Annotated in this window: 15 protein-coding genes; 10 read left to right on the top strand and 5 right to left on the bottom strand. The window is 63.5% G+C overall.

Going from position 1 to position 18,000, the window contains the following annotated elements; genetic code table 11:
* Window positions 1-14 precede the first annotated feature (14 nt).
* Window positions 15-896, bottom strand: a complete 882-nt coding sequence (locus tag ABLE85_RS11800; protein WP_348792928.1) for a LysR family transcriptional regulator — start codon at window positions 894-896, stop codon at window positions 15-17.
* Window positions 897-1,078: 182 nt separating this feature from the next.
* Here ABLE85_RS11800 and ABLE85_RS11805 point away from each other — a divergent pair, with 182 nt between their 5' ends.
* Window positions 1,079-2,575, top strand: a complete 1,497-nt coding sequence (locus tag ABLE85_RS11805; RefSeq protein WP_348792929.1) for a CoA-acylating methylmalonate-semialdehyde dehydrogenase — start codon at window positions 1,079-1,081, stop codon at window positions 2,573-2,575.
* Between the two features lie 68 nt (window positions 2,576-2,643).
* Here ABLE85_RS11805 and ABLE85_RS11810 read toward each other — a convergent pair whose 3' ends face one another.
* Both ABLE85_RS11810 and ABLE85_RS11815 read right to left on the bottom strand, forming a co-directional pair.
* On the bottom strand, window positions 2,644-3,045 hold the full coding sequence (locus ABLE85_RS11810; protein ID WP_348792930.1) for a DoxX family protein: 402 nt from the start codon (window positions 3,043-3,045) through the stop codon (window positions 2,644-2,646).
* Between the two features lie 161 nt (window positions 3,046-3,206).
* A complete protein-coding gene (locus ABLE85_RS11815) occupies window positions 3,207-3,863 on the bottom strand; it encodes a GntR family transcriptional regulator (RefSeq protein ID WP_348793204.1) in 657 nt (218 codons plus the stop codon).
* Between the two features lie 754 nt (window positions 3,864-4,617).
* Here ABLE85_RS11815 and ABLE85_RS11820 point away from each other — a divergent pair.
* From ABLE85_RS11820 to ABLE85_RS11855, 8 genes are all read left to right on the top strand, one after another.
* Window positions 4,618-5,520: a branched-chain amino acid ABC transporter permease LivH gene (locus tag ABLE85_RS11820; protein WP_348792931.1), complete on the top strand. Its 903-nt coding sequence runs from the start codon at window positions 4,618-4,620 to the stop codon at window positions 5,518-5,520.
* A gap of 37 nt (window positions 5,521-5,557) precedes the next feature.
* Entirely contained in the window at window positions 5,558-6,916 is a 1,359-nt protein-coding gene (livM, locus tag ABLE85_RS11825; protein ID WP_348793205.1) for a high-affinity branched-chain amino acid ABC transporter permease LivM, read from the top strand.
* Window positions 6,916-8,355, top strand: a complete 1,440-nt coding sequence (locus tag ABLE85_RS11830; protein ID WP_348792932.1) for an ATP-binding cassette domain-containing protein — start codon at window positions 6,916-6,918, stop codon at window positions 8,353-8,355. Before livM ends, ABLE85_RS11830 begins: the two co-directional genes overlap by 1 nt.
* Window positions 8,355-9,083 (top strand): ABC transporter ATP-binding protein, encoded by a 729-nt coding sequence (locus tag ABLE85_RS11835; protein WP_348793206.1) that lies wholly within the window; start codon window positions 8,355-8,357, stop codon window positions 9,081-9,083. Before ABLE85_RS11830 ends, ABLE85_RS11835 begins: the two co-directional genes overlap by 1 nt.
* 94 nt (window positions 9,084-9,177) lie before the next feature.
* Entirely contained in the window at window positions 9,178-9,525 is a 348-nt protein-coding gene (locus ABLE85_RS11840; protein ID WP_348792933.1) for a DUF6867 family protein, read from the top strand.
* A 138-nt stretch (window positions 9,526-9,663) separates the two neighbouring features.
* Complete coding sequence (locus ABLE85_RS11845) at window positions 9,664-10,782, top strand: branched-chain amino acid ABC transporter substrate-binding protein (RefSeq protein ID WP_348792934.1); 1,119 nt, start codon at window positions 9,664-9,666, stop codon at window positions 10,780-10,782.
* A gap of 121 nt (window positions 10,783-10,903) precedes the next feature.
* Entirely contained in the window at window positions 10,904-14,362 is a 3,459-nt protein-coding gene (gene pyc, locus ABLE85_RS11850; protein WP_348792935.1) for a pyruvate carboxylase, read from the top strand.
* Between the two features lie 222 nt (window positions 14,363-14,584).
* The gene (locus ABLE85_RS11855; protein ID WP_348792936.1) at window positions 14,585-15,766 is read left to right on the top strand and encodes an MFS transporter; all 1,182 of its coding nucleotides are present in this window, start codon (window positions 14,585-14,587) and stop codon (window positions 15,764-15,766) included.
* Here ABLE85_RS11855 and ABLE85_RS11860 read toward each other — a convergent pair.
* Entirely contained in the window at window positions 15,751-16,638 is an 888-nt protein-coding gene (locus ABLE85_RS11860) for a LysR family transcriptional regulator (RefSeq protein WP_348792937.1), read from the bottom strand. The genes ABLE85_RS11855 and ABLE85_RS11860 overlap by 16 nt on opposite strands.
* A 97-nt stretch (window positions 16,639-16,735) precedes the next feature.
* Here ABLE85_RS11860 and ABLE85_RS11865 point away from each other — a divergent pair, with 97 nt between their 5' ends.
* Window positions 16,736-17,692, top strand: a complete 957-nt coding sequence (locus tag ABLE85_RS11865) for an SDR family oxidoreductase (protein WP_348792938.1) — start codon at window positions 16,736-16,738, stop codon at window positions 17,690-17,692.
* A 68-nt stretch (window positions 17,693-17,760) separates the two neighbouring features.
* Here the strand turns inward: ABLE85_RS11865 and ABLE85_RS11870 are convergent, their stop codons facing one another.
* Window positions 17,761-17,919, bottom strand: coding sequence for a DUF3309 family protein (locus tag ABLE85_RS11870; RefSeq protein ID WP_106725156.1), 159 nt, complete (start codon window positions 17,917-17,919; stop codon window positions 17,761-17,763).
* Between the last annotated feature and the right edge of the window lie 81 nt (window positions 17,920-18,000).

Here is an 18,000-nt window from a genome sequence, read left to right on the forward strand (position 1 = left end):
CTTTTCCGGCACTCTTAAATGAAAAGCGCCTTCTCGCTTTCCACGGTGCGGGTGATGTAGCCGGCCACCGTCTGGATGCGGCGCAGGGGCCTCATCGATTCGTGATAGACCAGCCAGTAGGCGCGGCGGATCGGCTTTGCGGCCGGCACCGGCACCAGTTCGGGCATCGAGCGGGCGATGAAGCTGTGCAGCATGCCGATGCCCGCACCCGCCCGCACCGCCTCGGTCTGGCCGAGGCTGGAGGAAATCGAGAAGCCGGCGTTCCAGTCGGGGCTGAACTCGGCGGCATAGTCGAGCGAGGGGCTGGCGACGAGGTCGGGCACATATCCCACCAGCCGGTGCGCTGAAAGCTCTGCGATGGTCTGTGGCATGCCGGCCTGCTCGACATAGGCGCGCGAGGCAAACAGCCCGAGCGTATAGTCGACGAGCTTGCTGGCGACGAGCCGGCCTTCGGTCGGCCGCTCGACGGTGATGGCGATGTCGGCCTCGCGCCGGGACAGCGAGAAAGAGCGCGGCACCGGCACAAGCTGGATTTTCAGGTCACGATGCAGTGCCGTCAAGGCGCCCAGCCGCGGCGCCAGGAAGGCCACGCCGATGCCGTCCGGGGCGCCGATGCGCACCGTGCCGGAAACGTCGTCGCCTTCGCCGGCGACCTCCGCGCGAGCGGTGATCATGTCGGCTTCCATGCGCTCGGCGAAATCCAGGAAACGCTCGCCCGCGGCGGTCAGCTCGCTGCCGGTCGTCAGTCGGCGGAACAGTTTTGTCTTCAGCGCCTCTTCGAGCGCCGCAATCCGGCGCGAGACCGTGGCGTGGTTAAGCTCCAGCCTGCGTGCCGCGCCCAGGATCTGGCCCGCGCGGGCGACGGCGAGGAAAATGCGAACGTCATCCCAGTTCATGAGGGCCTCCCAGTACCGTTCTCCACGAAGGGAGAAGCGCTTGCACTCTAGCATTTGCAGAAAACCGTGCTCAAGCGTCCGAGGTGCATTATTCTATGCACAACGGTTGCTGGACGTCTCGCGTTGCAATGCGCGGCGCAAAGCATGACAATGAGGCAACGGTCCAATTAGGGAGAGCCATCATGGTCGAATATGGTCATTTCATCGGCGGCAAGCATGTCGCCGGAACAAGCGGGCGCAAGCAGGACGTCATGCAGCCGATGGACGGCTCCGTGCGCGGCACGGTGGCGCTGGCCTCTGCCGACGAGCTGCGCGCGGCCGTCGAAAACGCCAAGGCCGCGCAGCCGGCCTGGGCCGCCACCAATCCGCAGCGCCGCGTGCGCGTGCTGATGAAGTTCCTCGAACTGGTGAACAAGGAATATGACTCGCTGGCCGAACTGCTGGCGCGCGAGCACGGCAAGACGATTGCCGACGCCAAGGGCGACATCCAGCGCGGCCTCGAAGTGGTAGAGGTCTGCATCGGCGCGCCGCACATGATGAAGGGCGAGTTCACTGACGGTGCGGGCCCCGGCATCGACGTCTATTCGATGCGTCAGCCGCTCGGCGTCGTCGCCGGCATCACCCCGTTCAACTTCCCGGCCATGATCCCGCTGTGGAAGATCGCACCCGCGATCGCCTGCGGCAACGCCTTCATCCTGAAGCCGTCAGAGCGTGATCCGGGCGTGCCGCTGCGCATCGCCGAACTGTTCATCGAGGCGGGCCTGCCGGCAGGCGTGCTCAACGTCGTCAACGGCGACAAGACGGTGGTCGACGCGATCCTCGACGATCCGGACATCAAGGCGGTGGGCTTCGTCGGCTCGACCCCGATCGCCCAGTACATCTACGGTCGCGGCTGCGCTGCCGGCAAGCGCGTGCAGTGCTTCGGCGGCGCCAAGAACCACATGATCATCATGCCCGACGCCGACATGGACCAGACCGTCGACGCCCTCATCGGCGCCGGCTACGGCTCGGCTGGCGAACGCTGCATGGCGATCTCGGTTGCCGTTCCGGTCGGTCACGACACGGCCGATCGCCTGATGGAAAAGCTGATCCCGCGCGTCGAGAGCCTGAAGGTCGGCCCGTCGACCGACTCCTCTGCCGACTTCGGCCCGGTCGTGACGCGTGAGGCGCTGGAACGCATCAAGGGTTACGTCGACATCGGCGTGAAGGAAGGTGCCAAGCTCGTCGTCGACGGCCGCGGCTTCAAGATGCAGGGCTATGAGAACGGCTTCTACATGGGCGGCTGTCTGTTCGACAACGTTACCGCCGACATGCGCATCTACAAGGAAGAGATCTTCGGCCCCGTGCTGTCGGTCGTCCGTGCGCCCACCTACGAGAACGCGATCAAGCTCGCCAACGACCACGAGATGGGCAACGGGGTCGCCATCTTCACCCGCGACGGCGATGCGGCCCGCGACTTCGCATCCCGCGTGCAGGTCGGCATGGTCGGCGTGAACGTGCCGATCCCGGTTCCGATCGCCTACTACACCTTCGGCGGCTGGAAGGCCTCCTCCTTCGGCGACCTCAACCAGCACGGCCCGGATGCGTTCCGCTTCTACACGAAGACCAAGACGGTCACCTCGCGCTGGCCGTCGGGCATCAAGGACGGTGCTGAGTTCGTCATCCCGACGATGAACTGAGCCCGACGATTCTCGTTTGACGCAGAAAGGCCGCGGTCAACCGCGGCCTTTCTCTTTGCTCGAAGCTTTTATTTCCAGAGCTTGCCGTAGGGCAGCGCCAGCTTCTCGCCCGGCCCATAGACGGCTGCAAAAAGCAGGCCGGCAAGGAATGTGAAGTGGTCGACGAAGAAGCCGAATTCGGCCTGGTTGCCTTCCCAATGCGATGGACCGTGGAAGGCGAAGCCGAGGAAGATCACATAGGCCGCGGCGAGGAGCGAAGCCTCGCGGAAGAATGCGCCGCTGAGGAAGCAGGCGGCCAGCGCCACTTCGAACAGCGCAGCAGCCCAGGTCAGCAAGAGCGGAAACGGAAATCCGGCGGCGGCGATGTAGTCGGCCGTGGCCTGCATGCCGGAAAATTTGAATGCGGCTGCCATGATGAAGACGGCCGCGAAGATCAGCCTGGCGATGATGATGGCGATGCTTTTGCTCATGGGGCTTCCCTTGTCCTCCCGTGCCATGCGGCGGTCGAAGGTTTCGTGCCGCGGATCAAGTAAAAGACGTTCCGGCCGGCGTGATCCCGACATGAGACCACATTTGCCGAGTTTGCCACCAATCCGGCCGGGCAATTTGCGTGGTCGGGCCAGGTCTCCTCTTACCGCATCGCCGCTGCCTGCGCATGCAGCCGCAAAAGCGCCATCAGTCGGTCGGCCTCGGTGGCGGCTGCTTCTTCATCGCGGTCCAAAATCGCGCGGATCAGTGCGACATGGTTGCCGGCGGCCTCCGCAAGTCCGGTGCGGCTCCGGAAGCGGAACCAGAAGCGGCGACTATGGGTCTGCAGCGGCGCCACCAGGCGAGCGGCGAACTGGTTGTCGGCGGCGAGCGCTATCGCCTCGTCCAGCGACTTGTCTGCCTCGAGATAGCTGATTACGTCGTTGCCCAGCACGGCCTGGTGAATTGCCACCGCCGTCGCCTGAAGGCGGCTGGAAATCTCAGCGGTGGCGAAGCGTGCTGCGGAGCGGGCAAGAATGATCTCCACGCCCCGGCGCGCGTCGAGCACGCGCAGCCAGTCGGCCGCGTGCAGCGGCGCGATCTCGAGGCCCGCGCGCGGGCGCACCGAGATAAGCCCCTCCCAGGCAAGCCGTTGAATTGCCTCCCGCACCGGAGTGCGACCGAGCCCTAGTATTTCTACAAGCATGCGCTCGGTGGTGATGCTGCCGGGAGCAAGCTCCAGTGTGACGATCATTTCCTCCAGCGCATGATAAGCCTTCAGGCTGACCGGCTCGGCCACATCTGCGCGTGCGGCGACAATGTTATTGGTGTTCAAAACGTGCAATTCCGGCTGAAAATCCTTGATATATCAGAGCCCAAATCCAATTGGCAGCTTGCTCTCGGCGGAGATATATCGGGCGGCGCGGTCGCGCACTGCAGATATGAATGCAAAGGCGAGTTTCAGGCTGCGCTGCGCGCAATCGCTTGGGCATCGAATATCGGCATCTTGACAGGCATGAACTGCCGGACCATCAGCCGGGCCTTTCACCGAAATTCGTGCGCGGCCTCTTCGTGCATGCAGTTCCTGTCGGGATTGGACTTCACCGTGGGTGCGAATGGATGGGGTATCGGCCGTCGCTTCCGGGTTCGCTTGCGGTGGTCGGCCGTGCCAGGTGGGCGCCAGGACGTGTTCTACGCATTTGGCCGCGGCGTCGGGGCTTTGCACATGGCTTTGTGGCGACCTGACAGGAGCGGCTTCCGACGGCGGGCGCGCGGAAATGCGCTGCTGAATTTTCTGCAATAAATCGTCTCAAATGGCCTATGCGGCGCACAAATTTGCGATAGAATGGCCAAAATAGTTGCCAATTAGACAAGGACATTGCGTTGGGCCAATGCTAGCTTCCGCGATAGTCCAGCAAGCTGAAACAAAAAAGCAGACAGCCTGGACACGGGTTCGAGGCTTCCCGTCCGGTAACAAGAAACGACGTTGCAATCCGGGCTCGAGGCTTTACGACTAGGGGAAATACGAAAAGGAATGCGTCCATGAGGCGACATTCCAGGGGAGCCGCTTCTACATGCAATATTTCATCCAGCAGCTTATCAACGGGCTGACGCTGGGATCGATCTATGGCCTGATCGCGATCGGCTATACGATGGTCTACGGCATCATCGGCATGATCAACTTCGCCCATGGCGATATCTTCATGGTCGGTGCCTTCACCGCGCTCATCGTCTTCCTCATTCTGGTCGGCCTGTTCTATTCAGTGCCGGTGGTGGTGGCGCTTCTGATCATGATGATCGTGGCGATGCTGCTCACCAGCCTCTACAACTGGACGATCGAAAAGGTCGCCTATCGGCCTCTCCGCGGCTCCTTCCGGCTTGCCCCGCTCATCACGGCCATCGGCATGTCGATCGCGCTGTCCAACTTCGTTCAGGTGACTCAGGGCCCGCGCAACAAGCCGATCCCGCCGATGGTCAGCCAGGTCTATACCATCGAGGGCGTCAGCGTTTCGCTGAAGCAGATCATCATCGTGCTGGTGACCTCCGCTCTGCTGGTGATCTTCTGGTACCTGGTCAACAGGACCTCGCTCGGCCGCGCCCAGCGCGCCTGCGAGCAGGATCGCAAGATGGCGGCGCTGCTCGGCATCGACGTCGACCGCACCATTTCGATCACCTTCATCATGGGCGCCAGCCTGGCCGCGGTCGCCGGCACGTTGTTCCTGATGTATTACGGCGTGGTGGTGTTCTCCGACGGCTTCGTGCCGGGCGTCAAAGCCTTCACGGCGGCGGTGCTTGGCGGCATCGGTTCCATTCCAGGCGCGGTCGTCGGCGGGCTGCTGATCGGCTTCATCGAGTCGATGTGGTCGGCCTATTTCTCCATCGACTACAAGGATGTGGCAGCCTTCTCCATCCTCGCGATCGTGCTGATCTTCCTGCCCTCCGGCCTGCTGGGCCGACCAGAAGTGGAAAAGGTCTGAGATCATGGCTGAAGCTGTTTCCACGAGCCGGGCAGAAATGGAAAGCCCGTTCCCGAACGCCTTTCGTCAGGCATTCTATGCGGGCCTTGTCTCGCTCGGCCTGTTCGTCCTGCTGATCGGTCTCAGGACCGATCAGAATATCAACAACGAGCTGATCCTGGTGCAGCGCTGGTGGCTGCTTGCGAGCGTGGTGGCTGTCACCATGATCGGCCGCTTCCTGTTCGTGGCCTTCGTGCAGCCGGCGATCGACCGGCGCAATGCCGAAAAGGCCCGCTCCACGCCGAAGGCGGGCGAGAAGAGCTTCATCCGCCGCAACTTCTCGCAACTCGCCATCCTGCTGCTGTTCATCTACCCGGTGCTGATGGTGCTGATGTTCGGCTTCCAGGGCTCGCTGAAGTGGGTGGACAATTTCGGCATCCAGATCCTGATCTACGTGATGCTGGCCTGGGGCCTCAACATCGTCGTCGGCCTCGCCGGCCTGCTGGATCTGGGCTATGTCGCCTTCTACGCGGTCGGAGCCTACTCCTACGCGCTGCTGGGCACGCAGTTCGGCTGGTCGTTCTGGATCCTCTTGCCGGCAGCCGGCATAATGGCCGCCTTCTGGGGCGTCATCCTCGGCTTCCCGGTGCTGCGCCTGCGCGGCGACTATCTGGCGATCGTGACGCTTGCCTTCGGTGAGATCATCCGCCTGGTGTTGATCAACTGGCGCGAGGTGACCAACGGCTCGGCCGGTGTGTCCGGCATTCCGAAGGTCAGCTTCTTCGGCCTGATGTCGTTCAATGTCAGCGACCCGAACTACATCGCCAAGGTGCTGAACATCGCCCAGTCCGGTGCCTATTATAAGATCTTCCTCTACTACCTGATCCTGCTGCTTGCGCTGCTCACCGCCTTCGTCACCATCAGGCTGCGCCGCATGCCGGTCGGCCGGGCATGGGAAGCGCTGCGCGAGGACGAGATCGCCTGCCGCTCGCTCGGCATCAACACCACCACCACCAAGCTTACGGCCTTTGCAACGGGCGCCATGTTCGGCGGCTTTGCCGGCTCCTTCTTCGCCGCGCGGCAAGGCTTCGTCAGCCCTGAATCCTTCGTGTTCCTGGAATCGGCGATGATCCTGGCGATCGTGGTGCTCGGCGGCATGGGCTCGCTCACCGGCATCGCGGTGGCGGCCGTGGTCATGATCGGCGGTACCGAGGCCCTGCGCGAGATGGAGTTCCTGAAATACGTCTTCGGGTCTGATTTCACGCCCGAGCTCTATCGCATGCTGCTGTTCGGCTGCGCCATGGTGCTCGTGATGCTGTGGAAGCCGCGCGGCTTCGTCGGCAGTCGAGAACCCACCGCATTCCTGCATGAACGAAAAGCCGTCTCGGCCTCCTTCACCAAGGAAGGACACGGCTGATGGCTACGGGAACCAACATGAACAAGCCGATCCTTTCGGTCGAGCACCTTTCGATGAAGTTCGGCGGTCTGGTCGCCATCGGCGATCTGTCCTTCGAGGCCAGGCGCGGCGAAATCACCGCGCTGATCGGGCCGAACGGTGCCGGCAAGACAACCGTCTTCAACTGCATCACCGGCTTCTACAAGCCGTCGGAAGGCATGATCCGCATGACCGGCCGTGGCGGTGAGGAATTCCTGCTCGAGCGCATGCCGGACTTCCGCATCACGGCCCAGGCAAAGGTCGCACGCACCTTTCAGAACATCCGACTGTTCTCGGGCATGACCCTGCTCGAAAACCTTCTGGTGGCGCAGCACAACAAGCTGATGCGCGCGTCCGGCTATACGATCCTTGGTCTCCTGGGGCTCGGCGGCTACCGCCAGGCTTCGGCGGAGTCGATCGAACTGGCCAAGTTCTGGCTCGAGAAGGCTGATCTCATCCACCGTGCCGACGACCCGGCGGGCGACCTGCCCTATGGTGCGCAGCGGCGGTTGGAGATCGCGCGCGCCATGTGCACGGAGCCCGAACTTCTGTGCCTTGACGAGCCGGCGGCCGGCCTCAACCCGAAGGAGTCGCTGCAGCTCAACGAACTGCTCAACGACATCAAGGAAAACAGCGGAACCTCGATCCTGCTGATCGAACACGACATGTCGGTGGTCATGCAGATTTCCGACCACGTCGTGGTGCTGGAATACGGCCGCAAGATCTCTGACGGCAACCCCGACAAGGTCAAGAACGACCCGCGCGTCATTGCCGCCTATCTCGGCGTCGACGACGAAGAGGTGGCCGAGGTTCTCACGGGCGTCGGCGATGACCATGTCATCCACGAGCTGGACGGCGAGCCGGATCCCGCGCACGGCCCCTCGGTGTCGTCGTCGATGATGGCCGGGCCGATCAGCGAAACGATCGGCCACAGCAATGGCGACGGCGAGCTCGTCAGGGTCTCGGCCGATGCATCGAAGGCGCTGCAGGTCGAGCAACGCGAGGCGCGCACAAAAGCCGCCGCGCCCGCCGCGAAAAAGGCATCGGCGCCCGAGGCCGTAAAGGCGGAGGCATCGTCGGGCAAGGCGCGAACCGCCACCAAGGCGGCCGGGGCCGAGGCACCGAAAACGGATGACGCGCAGAAGAAACTCTCGAATTCGCTTGCCGCGCCGCGAGACGGGATGCCGGACAGGCTTACTCAGATCAAGGGCATCGGGCCGGTGAACGAACGCAAGCTCAACGAACACGGCATCTTCCATTTCGACCAGATCGCTGCCTGGAAGAAGGCCGACATCGACGCCGTGGAAGCCTATCTGGCATTTGACGGTCGTATCCGTCGCGAGGACTGGGTTGTCCAGGCGAAGACCCTGGCCAAGACCGCTGCCAAATCGGCGTCGGGCAAGGGCGGGAGGCGCGCATGATGACGTCCAAAGCTCTGCTCAACGTCGAGGCGGTCGAAACCTACTACGGCAACATTCGCGCTCTCAACGGCGTCAACATCGCCGTGAACGAGGGCGAGATCGTTGCGCTGATCGGCGCCAACGGTGCCGGCAAGTCCACGCTGATGATGACCATCTTCGGCAATCCGCGGGCCCGGACTGGCAAGATCACTTTTGCCGGCACGGACATCACGAACCTGCCGACGCACGAGATCGCCCGGCTGCGCATCGCCCAATCGCCGGAAGGACGCCGCATCTTCCCGCGCATGACGGTGCTGGAAAATCTCCAGATGGGTGCAAGCCTCGACAATCTGAAGTACTTCAATGAGGATGTGGAAAAGGTGTTCGAACTTTTCCCGCGCCTCAAGGAGCGCATCACCCAACGCGGCGGCACGCTGTCGGGCGGCGAGCAGCAGATGCTGTCGATCGCGCGCGCACTGATGGCTCGCCCGAAGCTGCTGCTGCTCGACGAGCCGTCGCTCGGTCTGGCGCCATTGATCGTCAAGCAGATCTTCGACGCGATCCGCGTGCTCAACAAGACGCAAGGCCTGACCGTGTTCCTGGTCGAGCAGAACGCCTTCGGCGCGCTGCGATTGGCTGACCGCGGCTATGTGATGGTGAACGGCAAGGTGACCATGAGCGGCTCCGGCAAGGAGCTTCTGGCGGATCCGGAAGTGCGCGCAGCCTACCTCGAAGGTGGGCGGCACTAGGCAAGTTGGCGACGCCGGGGCGGATGACGGTTTCCGCGCCGGTGGCTCGAAGAGGCAGGAACAGGACGAAAAAGGTCCGTCCGGAGGGAGTGAAATGCAGGGCATTCTTTATGAGGAAGCCTCGATCTGGCAGTTCTTTTTCGTGACCTGCCTGCTTGGCGGCTGGGCGGCCTGGATGACAGGCCGCGCCTGCGCGCAAACCTGGCGCAGCTTTGCCGCGCTGGTGTTCTATCTGCTGCTGCTCGGAATAGCCGTGCGCTTCATCCATCACGCGCTGTTCGAGGGAACGATGTTCTCGCTTCAATACTACGCGGTGGACACGCTGGTTCTGATCGTATTGGGGACTCTCGGCTTCCAATACACGCGCACCAACCAGATGGTGACGCAGTACCACTGGGTCTATGAAAGAGCTTCTCTGTTAAGCTGGAGGCCGAAAGGCTGAACAGTCAAGAATAGCGCCGCTTCAACTTCGAATCGGCGTGACAAAAGCCGGAAAATCGGCAAACTGATCTTTCTGCGATAAGGGTGGGCATCGCATGAAAGCATCATCCACGCCCACCCGTATAATGGGAGTGTTTCGATGAAAAAATCACTGTTGTCCGCAGTTGCGCTGACTGCGATGGTGGCGTTCAGTGGCAGCGCTTGGGCGGACGTTCTGCTCGGCGTTGGCGGTCCGATAACCGGTCCGAATGCTGCCTTCGGCGCGCAGCTCCAGAAGGGCGCTGAGCAGGCCGTTGCCGACATCAATGCCGCCGGCGGCATCAACGGCGAGCAGATCAAGGTTTCCGTCGGCGACGACGTCTCCGATCCGAAGCAGGGCATCTCGGTTGCCAACAAGTTCGTCGCTGACGGCGTCAAGTTCGTTGTCGGCCACTTCAACTCGGGCGTCTCGATTCCGGCCTCGGAAGTCTATGCCGAAAACGGCATCCTCGAAGTGACCCCTGCCGCCACCAACCCGGTCTTCACCGAGCGCGGCCTGTGGAACACGATCCGCGTCTGCGGTCGCGACGACCAGCAGGGCGAGGTTGCCGGCGCCTACATCGCCAAGAACTTCCCCGACGCCAAGGTCGCCGTCATCCATGACAAGACGCCTTACGGCCAGGGCCTCGCCGACGAGACCAAGAAGGCGCTCGAGGCTGCCGGCCACAAGGAAGTCATGTACGAAGGCGTCAACACCGGCGACAAGGACTTCTCGGCGCTGATCGCCAAGATGAAGGAAGCCGGCGTCACCATGATCTACTGGGGCGGTCTCCACACCGAAGCCGGCCTGATCATCCGCCAGGCGGCCGACCAGGGCTTGAAGGCGCCGCTGTTCTCGGGCGACGGCATCGTGTCGAACGAACTCGCCTCCATCGCCGGCGATGCCGTTGCGGGCACCTACAACACCTTCGGCCCGGATCCGCGCAACAACCCGAACGCGAAGGAAGTGGTCGAGAAGTTCCGTGCGGCCGGCTTCGAGCCTGAGGCCTACACGCTCTACTCCTACGCTGCCACGCAGGTGATCGCGCAGGCAGCCGCCGCTGCCGGCTCGAACGACCCGCAGGAAGTTGCCAAGGCGATCCGCGAGAAGGGTCCGTTCAAGACCGTTCTGGGCGACCTCTCCTTCAACGAGAAGGGCGACCGTACCGACGCTGACTATGTCGTCTACCAGTGGAAGAAGGGTGACGACGGCAAGTACAACTACTTCCAGATCGACTAAGCTTTACGCTTGAAGAAAATGCCCGGCGCTTGCGCCGGGCATTTTTGTTTGCGCTGCAGCAATTGTGGCGCTAAGCAGGCCGGCGACTTCAACCTCTCCTTACGTCACTCGGAGGCCGTCCTTGCCGATCAGCAAAATCCTCGTCGCCAACCGTTCCGAAATCGCGATCCGCGTGTTTCGCGCCGCCAATGAGCTGGGGCTCAAAACCGTGGCGATCTGGGCCGAGGAAGACAAATATTCGCTGCATCGGTTCAAAGCGGACGAATCCTACCAGGTTGGGCGCGGCCCGCACCTCACTCGGGACCTGGGGCCGATCGAGAGTTACCTGTCGATCGACGAGGTGATTCGTGTTGCCAAGCTTTCGGGCGCCGATGCGATCCACCCTGGCTACGGACTGCTTTCCGAAAGCCCCGAATTCGCCGAGGCCTGCGCCGAGGCCGGCATCACCTTCATTGGTCCGAAGCCCGAGACGATGCGCCGGCTGGGCAACAAGGTGGCCGCCCGCAACCTGGCCATCGAGGTCGGCGTGCCGGTGGTGCCCGCGACCGACCCGCTGCCGGACGACATTGACGAGGTCAAGAAGCTCGCCGCCAAGATCGGTTATCCGGTCATGCTCAAGGCGTCGTGGGGCGGCGGCGGGCGCGGCATGCGCGCCATCCGCTCCGAGGCCGACCTCGCCCGCGAGGTGATGGAAGGCAAGCGCGAGGCCAAGGCGGCCTTCGGCAAGGACGAGGTCTATCTCGAAAAGCTGATCGAGCGCGCCCGCCATGTCGAGGTGCAGGTGCTGGGCGACACGCATGGCAACGCCGTGCACCTGTTCGAGCGCGACTGCTCCATCCAGCGCCGCAACCAGAAGGTGGTCGAGCGCGCGCCCGCGCCGTATCTCAGCGACGCGCTGCGGCAGGAATTGTGCGGCTATGCGCTGAAGCTCGCCAAGGAGACCAGCTATATCGGTGCAGGCACGGTCGAGTTCCTGCAGGACGCCAACACCGGCAAGTTCTACTTCATCGAGGTCAATCCGCGCATCCAGGTCGAGCACACCGTCACCGAGGAGGTCACGGGCATCGACATCGTAAAGGCGCAGATCCATATCCTCGACGGCTTTGCCATCGGTACGCCGGAATCGGGCGTCCCTACACAGGCCGACATCCGGCTGAACGGCCATGCCCTGCAGTGCCGCATCACCACGGAAGACCCGGAGCACAATTTCATCCCCGACTATGGCCGCATCACCGCCTATCGCGGCGCGACCGGCTTCGGCATCCGCCTCGATGGCGGCACCGCCTATTCCGGTGCGGTGATCACGCGCTTCTACGACCCGCTTTTGGAGAAGGTCACCGCCTGGGCGCCGACGCCCGGCGAGGCGATTGCGCGTATGCACCGCGCCTTGCGTGAGTTCCGCATCCGTGGAGTGGCCACCAACCTGACCTTCCTTGAAGCCATCATCACGCACCCGGCCTTCCAGGCGAACAGCTACACGACGCGCTTCATCGACACGACGCCGGAGCTCTTCGCCCAGGTGAAACGGCAGGATCGCGCGACGAAGCTGCTGAACTATCTCGCCGACGTCACCGTCAATGGCCACCCGGAGACGCGCGGCCGCGCGCTGCCCGATCCGGAGGCAGCCGCGCCGATCATCCCGTGGTTCACCGGCCCCGTGCCGGACGGCAGCAAGCAGCGCCTCGATGCGCTTGGGCCGGAAAAATTCGCGGTTTGGATGCGTGAGCAGAGAGAGGTTCTGATCACCGACACCACGATGCGCGACGCGCATCAGTCGCTTTTGGCGACGCGCATGCGCACCTACGACATTGCCCGTATCGCTGGCACCTATGCGCGGGCGCTGCCGCAGCTTCTGTCGCTCGAATGCTGGGGTGGCGCGACCTTCGACGTTGCCATGCGCTTCCTGACGGAAGACCCGTGGGAACGCCTGTCGCGCGTGCGGGAGGCCGCGCCCAACATCCTGCTGCAGATGCTGCTGCGCGGCGCCAATGGCGTCGGCTACACCAACTATCCCGACAACGTCGTGCAGCATTTCGTCCGGCAGGCCGCCGATGGCGGCATCGACCTATTTCGCGTGTTCGACTGCCTGAACTGGGTCGAGAACATGCGCGTCGCCATGGATGCCGTGGTGGCCGAGGGCAAGCTCTGCGAGGCGGCGATTTGCTACACTGGCGACATCCTCGACCCAGCGCGGGCGAAGTATGACCTGAAATACTATGTCGGTCTCGCCAAGGAACTGGAAGCGGCGGGCGCGCATATCATCGCGGTCAAGGATATGGCCGGCCTGCTGAAGCCGGGTGCGGCGCGCGCGCTGTTCAAGGCGCTGCGCGAGGCGACGGATCTGCCGATCCATTTCCACACGCACGACACGTCCGGCCTGTCGGCCGCGACCGTGCTTGCAGCGGTTGAGAGCGGCGTCGACGCGGTTGACGCGGCGATGGATGCGTTTTCCGGCAACACCTCGCAGCCATGTCTGGGCTCCATCGTCGAGGCGCTGAAGGGCGATGCGCGCGATCCGGGCCTCGACACGGAATGGATCCGCCGCATCTCCTTCTACTGGGAGGCGGTGCGCAACCAGTATGCGGCCTTCGAAAGCGACCTCAAGGGGCCGGCCTCGGAGGTCTATCTGCACGAGATGCCGGGCGGCCAGTTCACCAATCTCAAGGAGCAGGCGCGCTCGCTCGGCCTCGAAACCCGCTGGCACGAGGTGGCGCAGGCCTATCACGACGTGAACCTGATGTTCGGCGACATCGTCAAGGTCACGCCGTCGTCCAAGGTTGTGGGCGACATGGCGCTGATGATGGTGAGCCAGGACCTGACCGTCGCCGACGTCGAGAACCCGGACAAGGACATCGCCTTCCCGGATTCGGTGGTATCGATGCTGCGCGGCGATCTCGGCCAGTCGCCGGGCGGCTGGCCGGCGGCGCTGCAGAAGAAGGCGCTGAAGGGCGAAAGGCCGATCACCGTCCGCCCCGGCTCGCTGCTGAAGCCCGCCGACCTCAAGGCAAACCGCAAGGAGATCGAGGAAAAGCTCGGCCGATCCCTCAGCGAATTCGAGTTCGCTTCCTGGCTCATGTATCCGAAGGTGTTTTCGGACTTCGCGGGCGCGCAGGAGACCTATGGCCCGGTCAGCGTGCTGCCCACGCTGACCTATTTCTACGGCATGGAGCCGGAGGACGAGGTTTTCGTCGACATCGAGAAGGGCAAGACGCTGGTGATCCGCTGCCTGGCCGTCGGCGATGTCGACGACAAGGGCATGGTCACCGTGTTCTTCGAGCTCAACGGCCAACCGCGCCGCGTGAAGGTGCCGGACCGGGCACATGGCGCCTCGGCATCGAAAGTGCGCCGCAAGGCCGAGCCGGGCAACGACGCCCATGTCGGCGCGCCGATGCCGGGCGTGGTCTCCACGCTTGCCGTGGCGGCCGGGCAGGCGGTGAAGGCCGGCGACGTGCTGTTGTCCATCGAAGCGATGAAGATGGAGACGGCGCTGCACGCAGAGCGCGACGGCATCATCACCGAAGTGCTGGTCAGGGCCGGCGACCAGATCGACGCCAAGGACCTTCTGGTGGTGTTCGCATAGCGATCTCTGCGAAATCCGGGCCGGCCGTTTCAAGGCCGGTTCGGATAGCCGCTACACTTTGCCAGGGGGACAGCGGGGCAGCTTTCCGCTAGTTACGTCCGCGGCCATGACGGTCGGCCCGCCGCCGTCTGGTCCAATATTTCGCCGGATTTAACGTGTTGACTGTCGGTTAAACCGATTTAAATTCGCGCCTCGCACAACCACTGGACGCGGAACGCCACAATGCACGCCACGAACATGATCGAAACCGCAAAACGCGGTCGCTGGGCCGTTGCCACGGCGTTCTTCGTCAACGGCTTCATGACCGGCAGCTGGGCCCCGCAGATCCCGGTGTTTCTCACCCGGCTCGGCATCAGCGAGTTTACACTTGGTCTGCTCATCCTGCTCTTCGGCGCCGGCGCCGTGGTCTTCATGTCGTGGTGCGGCTATCTGATCGCGCGCCATGGCTCGCGCAGCGTAGTGCGCTGGTTTGGTGCTGCCGCCACCTTCGGCCTGCTGATCGTCGCGTTGGCTCCCAACGTGATTACGGCGGCGGTGGCCATGTTCCTGTTCGGCGGCGTCACCGGCGGCATGGATGTGGCCATGAACGCCAATGCGGTGGCCGTGGAAAAGCGGCTCTCGCGCGCCATCATGTCCTCCTCGCACGGCTTCTGGAGCCTGGGCGGCTTTGTCGGCGGCGGCCTGGGCGGCTTTGCCATCCAGAACTACGGCCATCTCGTCCACGCCGTGCTGGTGACGATCGTCGCAGCCATCCTGCTTTCGCTGTCGCTTCGCCATCTCATCGTCGAAGAGCGGCACATCGTTGCCGAGCACAGAAAATTCTCGCTGCCGAGGAACCCGGCCATCTATCTCGTGGGCCTGATGGCGCTGCTCTCGATGATCCCCGAGGGCTCGGTGCTCGACTGGGCGGCGCTCTATCTCAAGCAGGAGCATGGCGCCGACATTGCCACCGCCGGCCTCGCCTTTGCCTTCTTTGCCGGCACCATGGCGACGGTGCGCTTCATGGGCGATGCCGTACGCAACCGTTTCGGTGCCGTAACCACGCTTCGCGTCTCATGCCTGATCGCCGCTACGGGCATGCTTGTCGCCGGTTTTGCGCCGACGCCCTGGGTGGCCATTGCGGCCTTTGCCTTCTGCGGGCTCGGCATTGCCAACATGGTGCCGATCATCTTTTCGGCGGCCGGCAACCAGCCTGGCCTGTCGGCCGGCGCGGGGATGAGCGTGGTCACCACCATGGGCTATTCCGGTATCCTGATGGCGCCTTCGGCCATCGGCTTCGTCGGTCAGCACACGGGCTTTGCGCCGGTCTTCGTCTCGGTCTCGGCGCTGCTGATAGTCGTGTTCCTGATGTCGGGTATGGCCCGCCATGCCGACTTCGCGCCGGCGACTCAACCGGCCGAATAGCGCTTCAGCTCCTCGTGGAGGAAATCCGCCACGCGGCGGATACGGACGCTTGCCCGCACGTCGCGGTGCATGGCGAGCCATACGGGCAGGGCGGGCAGGGGCAGGTCGGGCAGCACGATCTCGACGCCGGGATCGCGCCGGACAAGCGGCTCCTGCGCAATGCCGATGCCGTTGCCGGTGCGGATAGCTTCCCAGAGCACGATGTGATTGTCGCTGCGCAGGCGGAAGGTATGCCGCGTCAATCCCGGCAAGTAGCGTTCAAGGCCACGGATCATCTCGTCGCTGCGGTCGAATCCGATCAGGTCGTGCTCGCGTAGATCCTCCGGTCTTTCGGGCCGTCCCCGCCGGTCGAGATAGTTTTTCGCGGCGCAGGCGCGCAGCGGAATGTCCGTGACCTTGCGCGCCACCAGTTCGTTCTGCGCCGGCTGTACCATGCGGATGGCTATGTCGGCGTCGCGGCGCAGAAGGTTCTCGACCTGGTTGGAGGCGACGATCTCGACCTCGATGCTCGGTTCCTCGACGCCGAGGCGGGCGAGCATTTCGGGCAGCGCGCAGGCGGCCACGATCTCGCTTGCGGCAATTCGGACCGTGCCTTCGATGGCCTCCACCGAGCCCAGCGCCAGCCGCGAAAACGCGGTTGCCTCCTCATGGACGGCTCGGCCACGCTCGAACAACAGGCTGCCGGCCTCGGTCAGCACGTAACCCTGCCGGCCGCGCCGGAAGAGGGTGACGCCAAGCGCCTGCTCCAGTTCCGCGATGTGCCGGCCGAGCGTGGGCTGGCTGGCGGACAGTTGGCGCGCGGCGGCCGACAGGCTGCCGGTTTCAGCGACAGTGACAAAACTTCTGATCAGGTTCCAATCGATCTCGCTCATATTCAGAAATGAATATCGAAACGCCGGTTTCAGTCAATTTCTTTCCGCCCATGCATGGATCATATGAAGGTCACTCACACAAACAGGAGTGACCGAAATGACCAAGATCGCAGTTCTGGGTGCCCGTGGCCGGCTTGGCCAGGTCGTTGCAAAGGCCTTTCTCGATGCCGGATATGAGGTGCGCGCAGTGACCCGCGACGGCAAGCTGCCGGCCGAATTGTCCGGGGCGGAAGCCGTCGCCGCCAACGCACTCGACAGGCAGTCGCTGATCCGAGCCACGCAAGGCGTGGACATCGTCTTCAACGGGCTCAACCCCATCTATTCCGACTGGAGCACCTGCCTGCCCATGGCGGAGAACGTTATGGCCGCCTGCCATGCCAACCGCGCCCTGCATCTCTTTCCGGGCACGGTCTACAATTTCGGATCGCCCATTCCGGCGGTCATCACCGAGGAAACCCCGGAGCGCCCGACGACCGAGAAGGGCCGCATCCGCGTTGCCATGGAAGAGCTGTTCCGCCGCGAGGCGGCTGCCGGCCGGGTTCGCACCATACTGCTCAGGGCCGGAGATTTCTTCGGCGGCAAGGGCACGGGCTCGTGGTTCGACCTCGTGGTCGCCTCCAAGCTAGCCAAGGGCGTCTACACCGCGCCGGGCCCGATCGATCTGGTGCATGAGTGGGCATATCTGCCGGATTTCGCGGCGGCCTTCGTTGCCCTCGCCGACAGGCGCGACACGCTCGATGCCTTTGAGAATCTGAATTTTCCCGGCCATGCGGTGACCGACCTCGAGATAATGGCAGCGGCTGAGAAGGCCCTGGGGCGCAAGCTGAAGCTCGCCTCGATGCCCTGGTGGGTGCTGCGCGCGGGTAGCCCGTTCATGCCGATGTGGAAGGCCATCCTGTCGATGTCCTATCTGCGCTTCGAAGAGCACCGGCTGGTGTCGTCGCGGCTGGAAGGCATCATCGGAGCCATTCCGCATACGTCGCTGGATGAGGCCGTGTCGCAGGCGCTGGCCGACCTCGGCATTATGGGCGCCCTTAGCGAAAAGGCAGCCTGACAGAAGCGAGAGTTCAGCACGCCCGTAGCAAACCTGCTGCGGGCGTTTGTCCGTCGGTGGCAGTCCGGTCAGATCCGGCCCATCAGCAACAGGATCAACAGCACGATCAGGATGATGCCGACGATGCCGGACGGGCCATAGCCCCAGCCGCGCGAATGCGGCCAAGCCGGTACGGCGCCGATAAGAATTAGAATGAGGATGATGACGAGAAGAGTGCTCAACGTCATGGTGTCCCTCCATTGAAGCGTTTCAACGGGAGGACAATGCCGGACCTATACTGTGGTTCCTCTCGTGCCGAGAGGCTCTTC

The organism is Mesorhizobium sp. KR1-2 (genome assembly GCF_040045035.1).
Lineage (GTDB): Bacteria > Pseudomonadota > Alphaproteobacteria > Rhizobiales > Rhizobiaceae > Pseudaminobacter.

Excerpts from the sequence above, each read along its gene's own strand:
- ABLE85_RS11845 (WP_348792934.1), top strand. The coding sequence starts at position 9,664 with ATGAAAAAATCACTGTTGTCCGCAGTTGCGCTGACTGCGATGGTGGCG.
- ABLE85_RS11800 (WP_348792928.1), bottom strand. The coding sequence starts at position 896 with ATGAACTGGGATGACGTTCGCATTTTCCTCGCCGTCGCCCGCGCGGGC.
- ABLE85_RS11810 (WP_348792930.1), bottom strand. The coding sequence starts at position 3,045 with ATGAGCAAAAGCATCGCCATCATCATCGCCAGGCTGATCTTCGCGGCC.
- ABLE85_RS11820 (WP_348792931.1), top strand. The coding sequence starts at position 4,618 with ATGCAATATTTCATCCAGCAGCTTATCAACGGGCTGACGCTGGGATCG.
- ABLE85_RS11865 (WP_348792938.1), top strand. The coding sequence starts at position 16,736 with ATGACCAAGATCGCAGTTCTGGGTGCCCGTGGCCGGCTTGGCCAGGTC.
- ABLE85_RS11870 (WP_106725156.1), bottom strand. The coding sequence starts at position 17,919 with ATGACGTTGAGCACTCTTCTCGTCATCATCCTCATTCTAATTCTTATC.
- ABLE85_RS11830 (WP_348792932.1), top strand. The coding sequence starts at position 6,916 with ATGGCTACGGGAACCAACATGAACAAGCCGATCCTTTCGGTCGAGCAC.
- ABLE85_RS11855 (WP_348792936.1), top strand. The coding sequence starts at position 14,585 with ATGCACGCCACGAACATGATCGAAACCGCAAAACGCGGTCGCTGGGCC.
- ABLE85_RS11860 (WP_348792937.1), bottom strand. The coding sequence starts at position 16,638 with ATGAGCGAGATCGATTGGAACCTGATCAGAAGTTTTGTCACTGTCGCT.
- ABLE85_RS11835 (WP_348793206.1), top strand. The coding sequence starts at position 8,355 with ATGACGTCCAAAGCTCTGCTCAACGTCGAGGCGGTCGAAACCTACTAC.
- ABLE85_RS11805 (WP_348792929.1), top strand. The coding sequence starts at position 1,079 with ATGGTCGAATATGGTCATTTCATCGGCGGCAAGCATGTCGCCGGAACA.
- livM (WP_348793205.1), top strand. The coding sequence starts at position 5,558 with ATGGAAAGCCCGTTCCCGAACGCCTTTCGTCAGGCATTCTATGCGGGC.
- ABLE85_RS11840 (WP_348792933.1), top strand. The coding sequence starts at position 9,178 with ATGCAGGGCATTCTTTATGAGGAAGCCTCGATCTGGCAGTTCTTTTTC.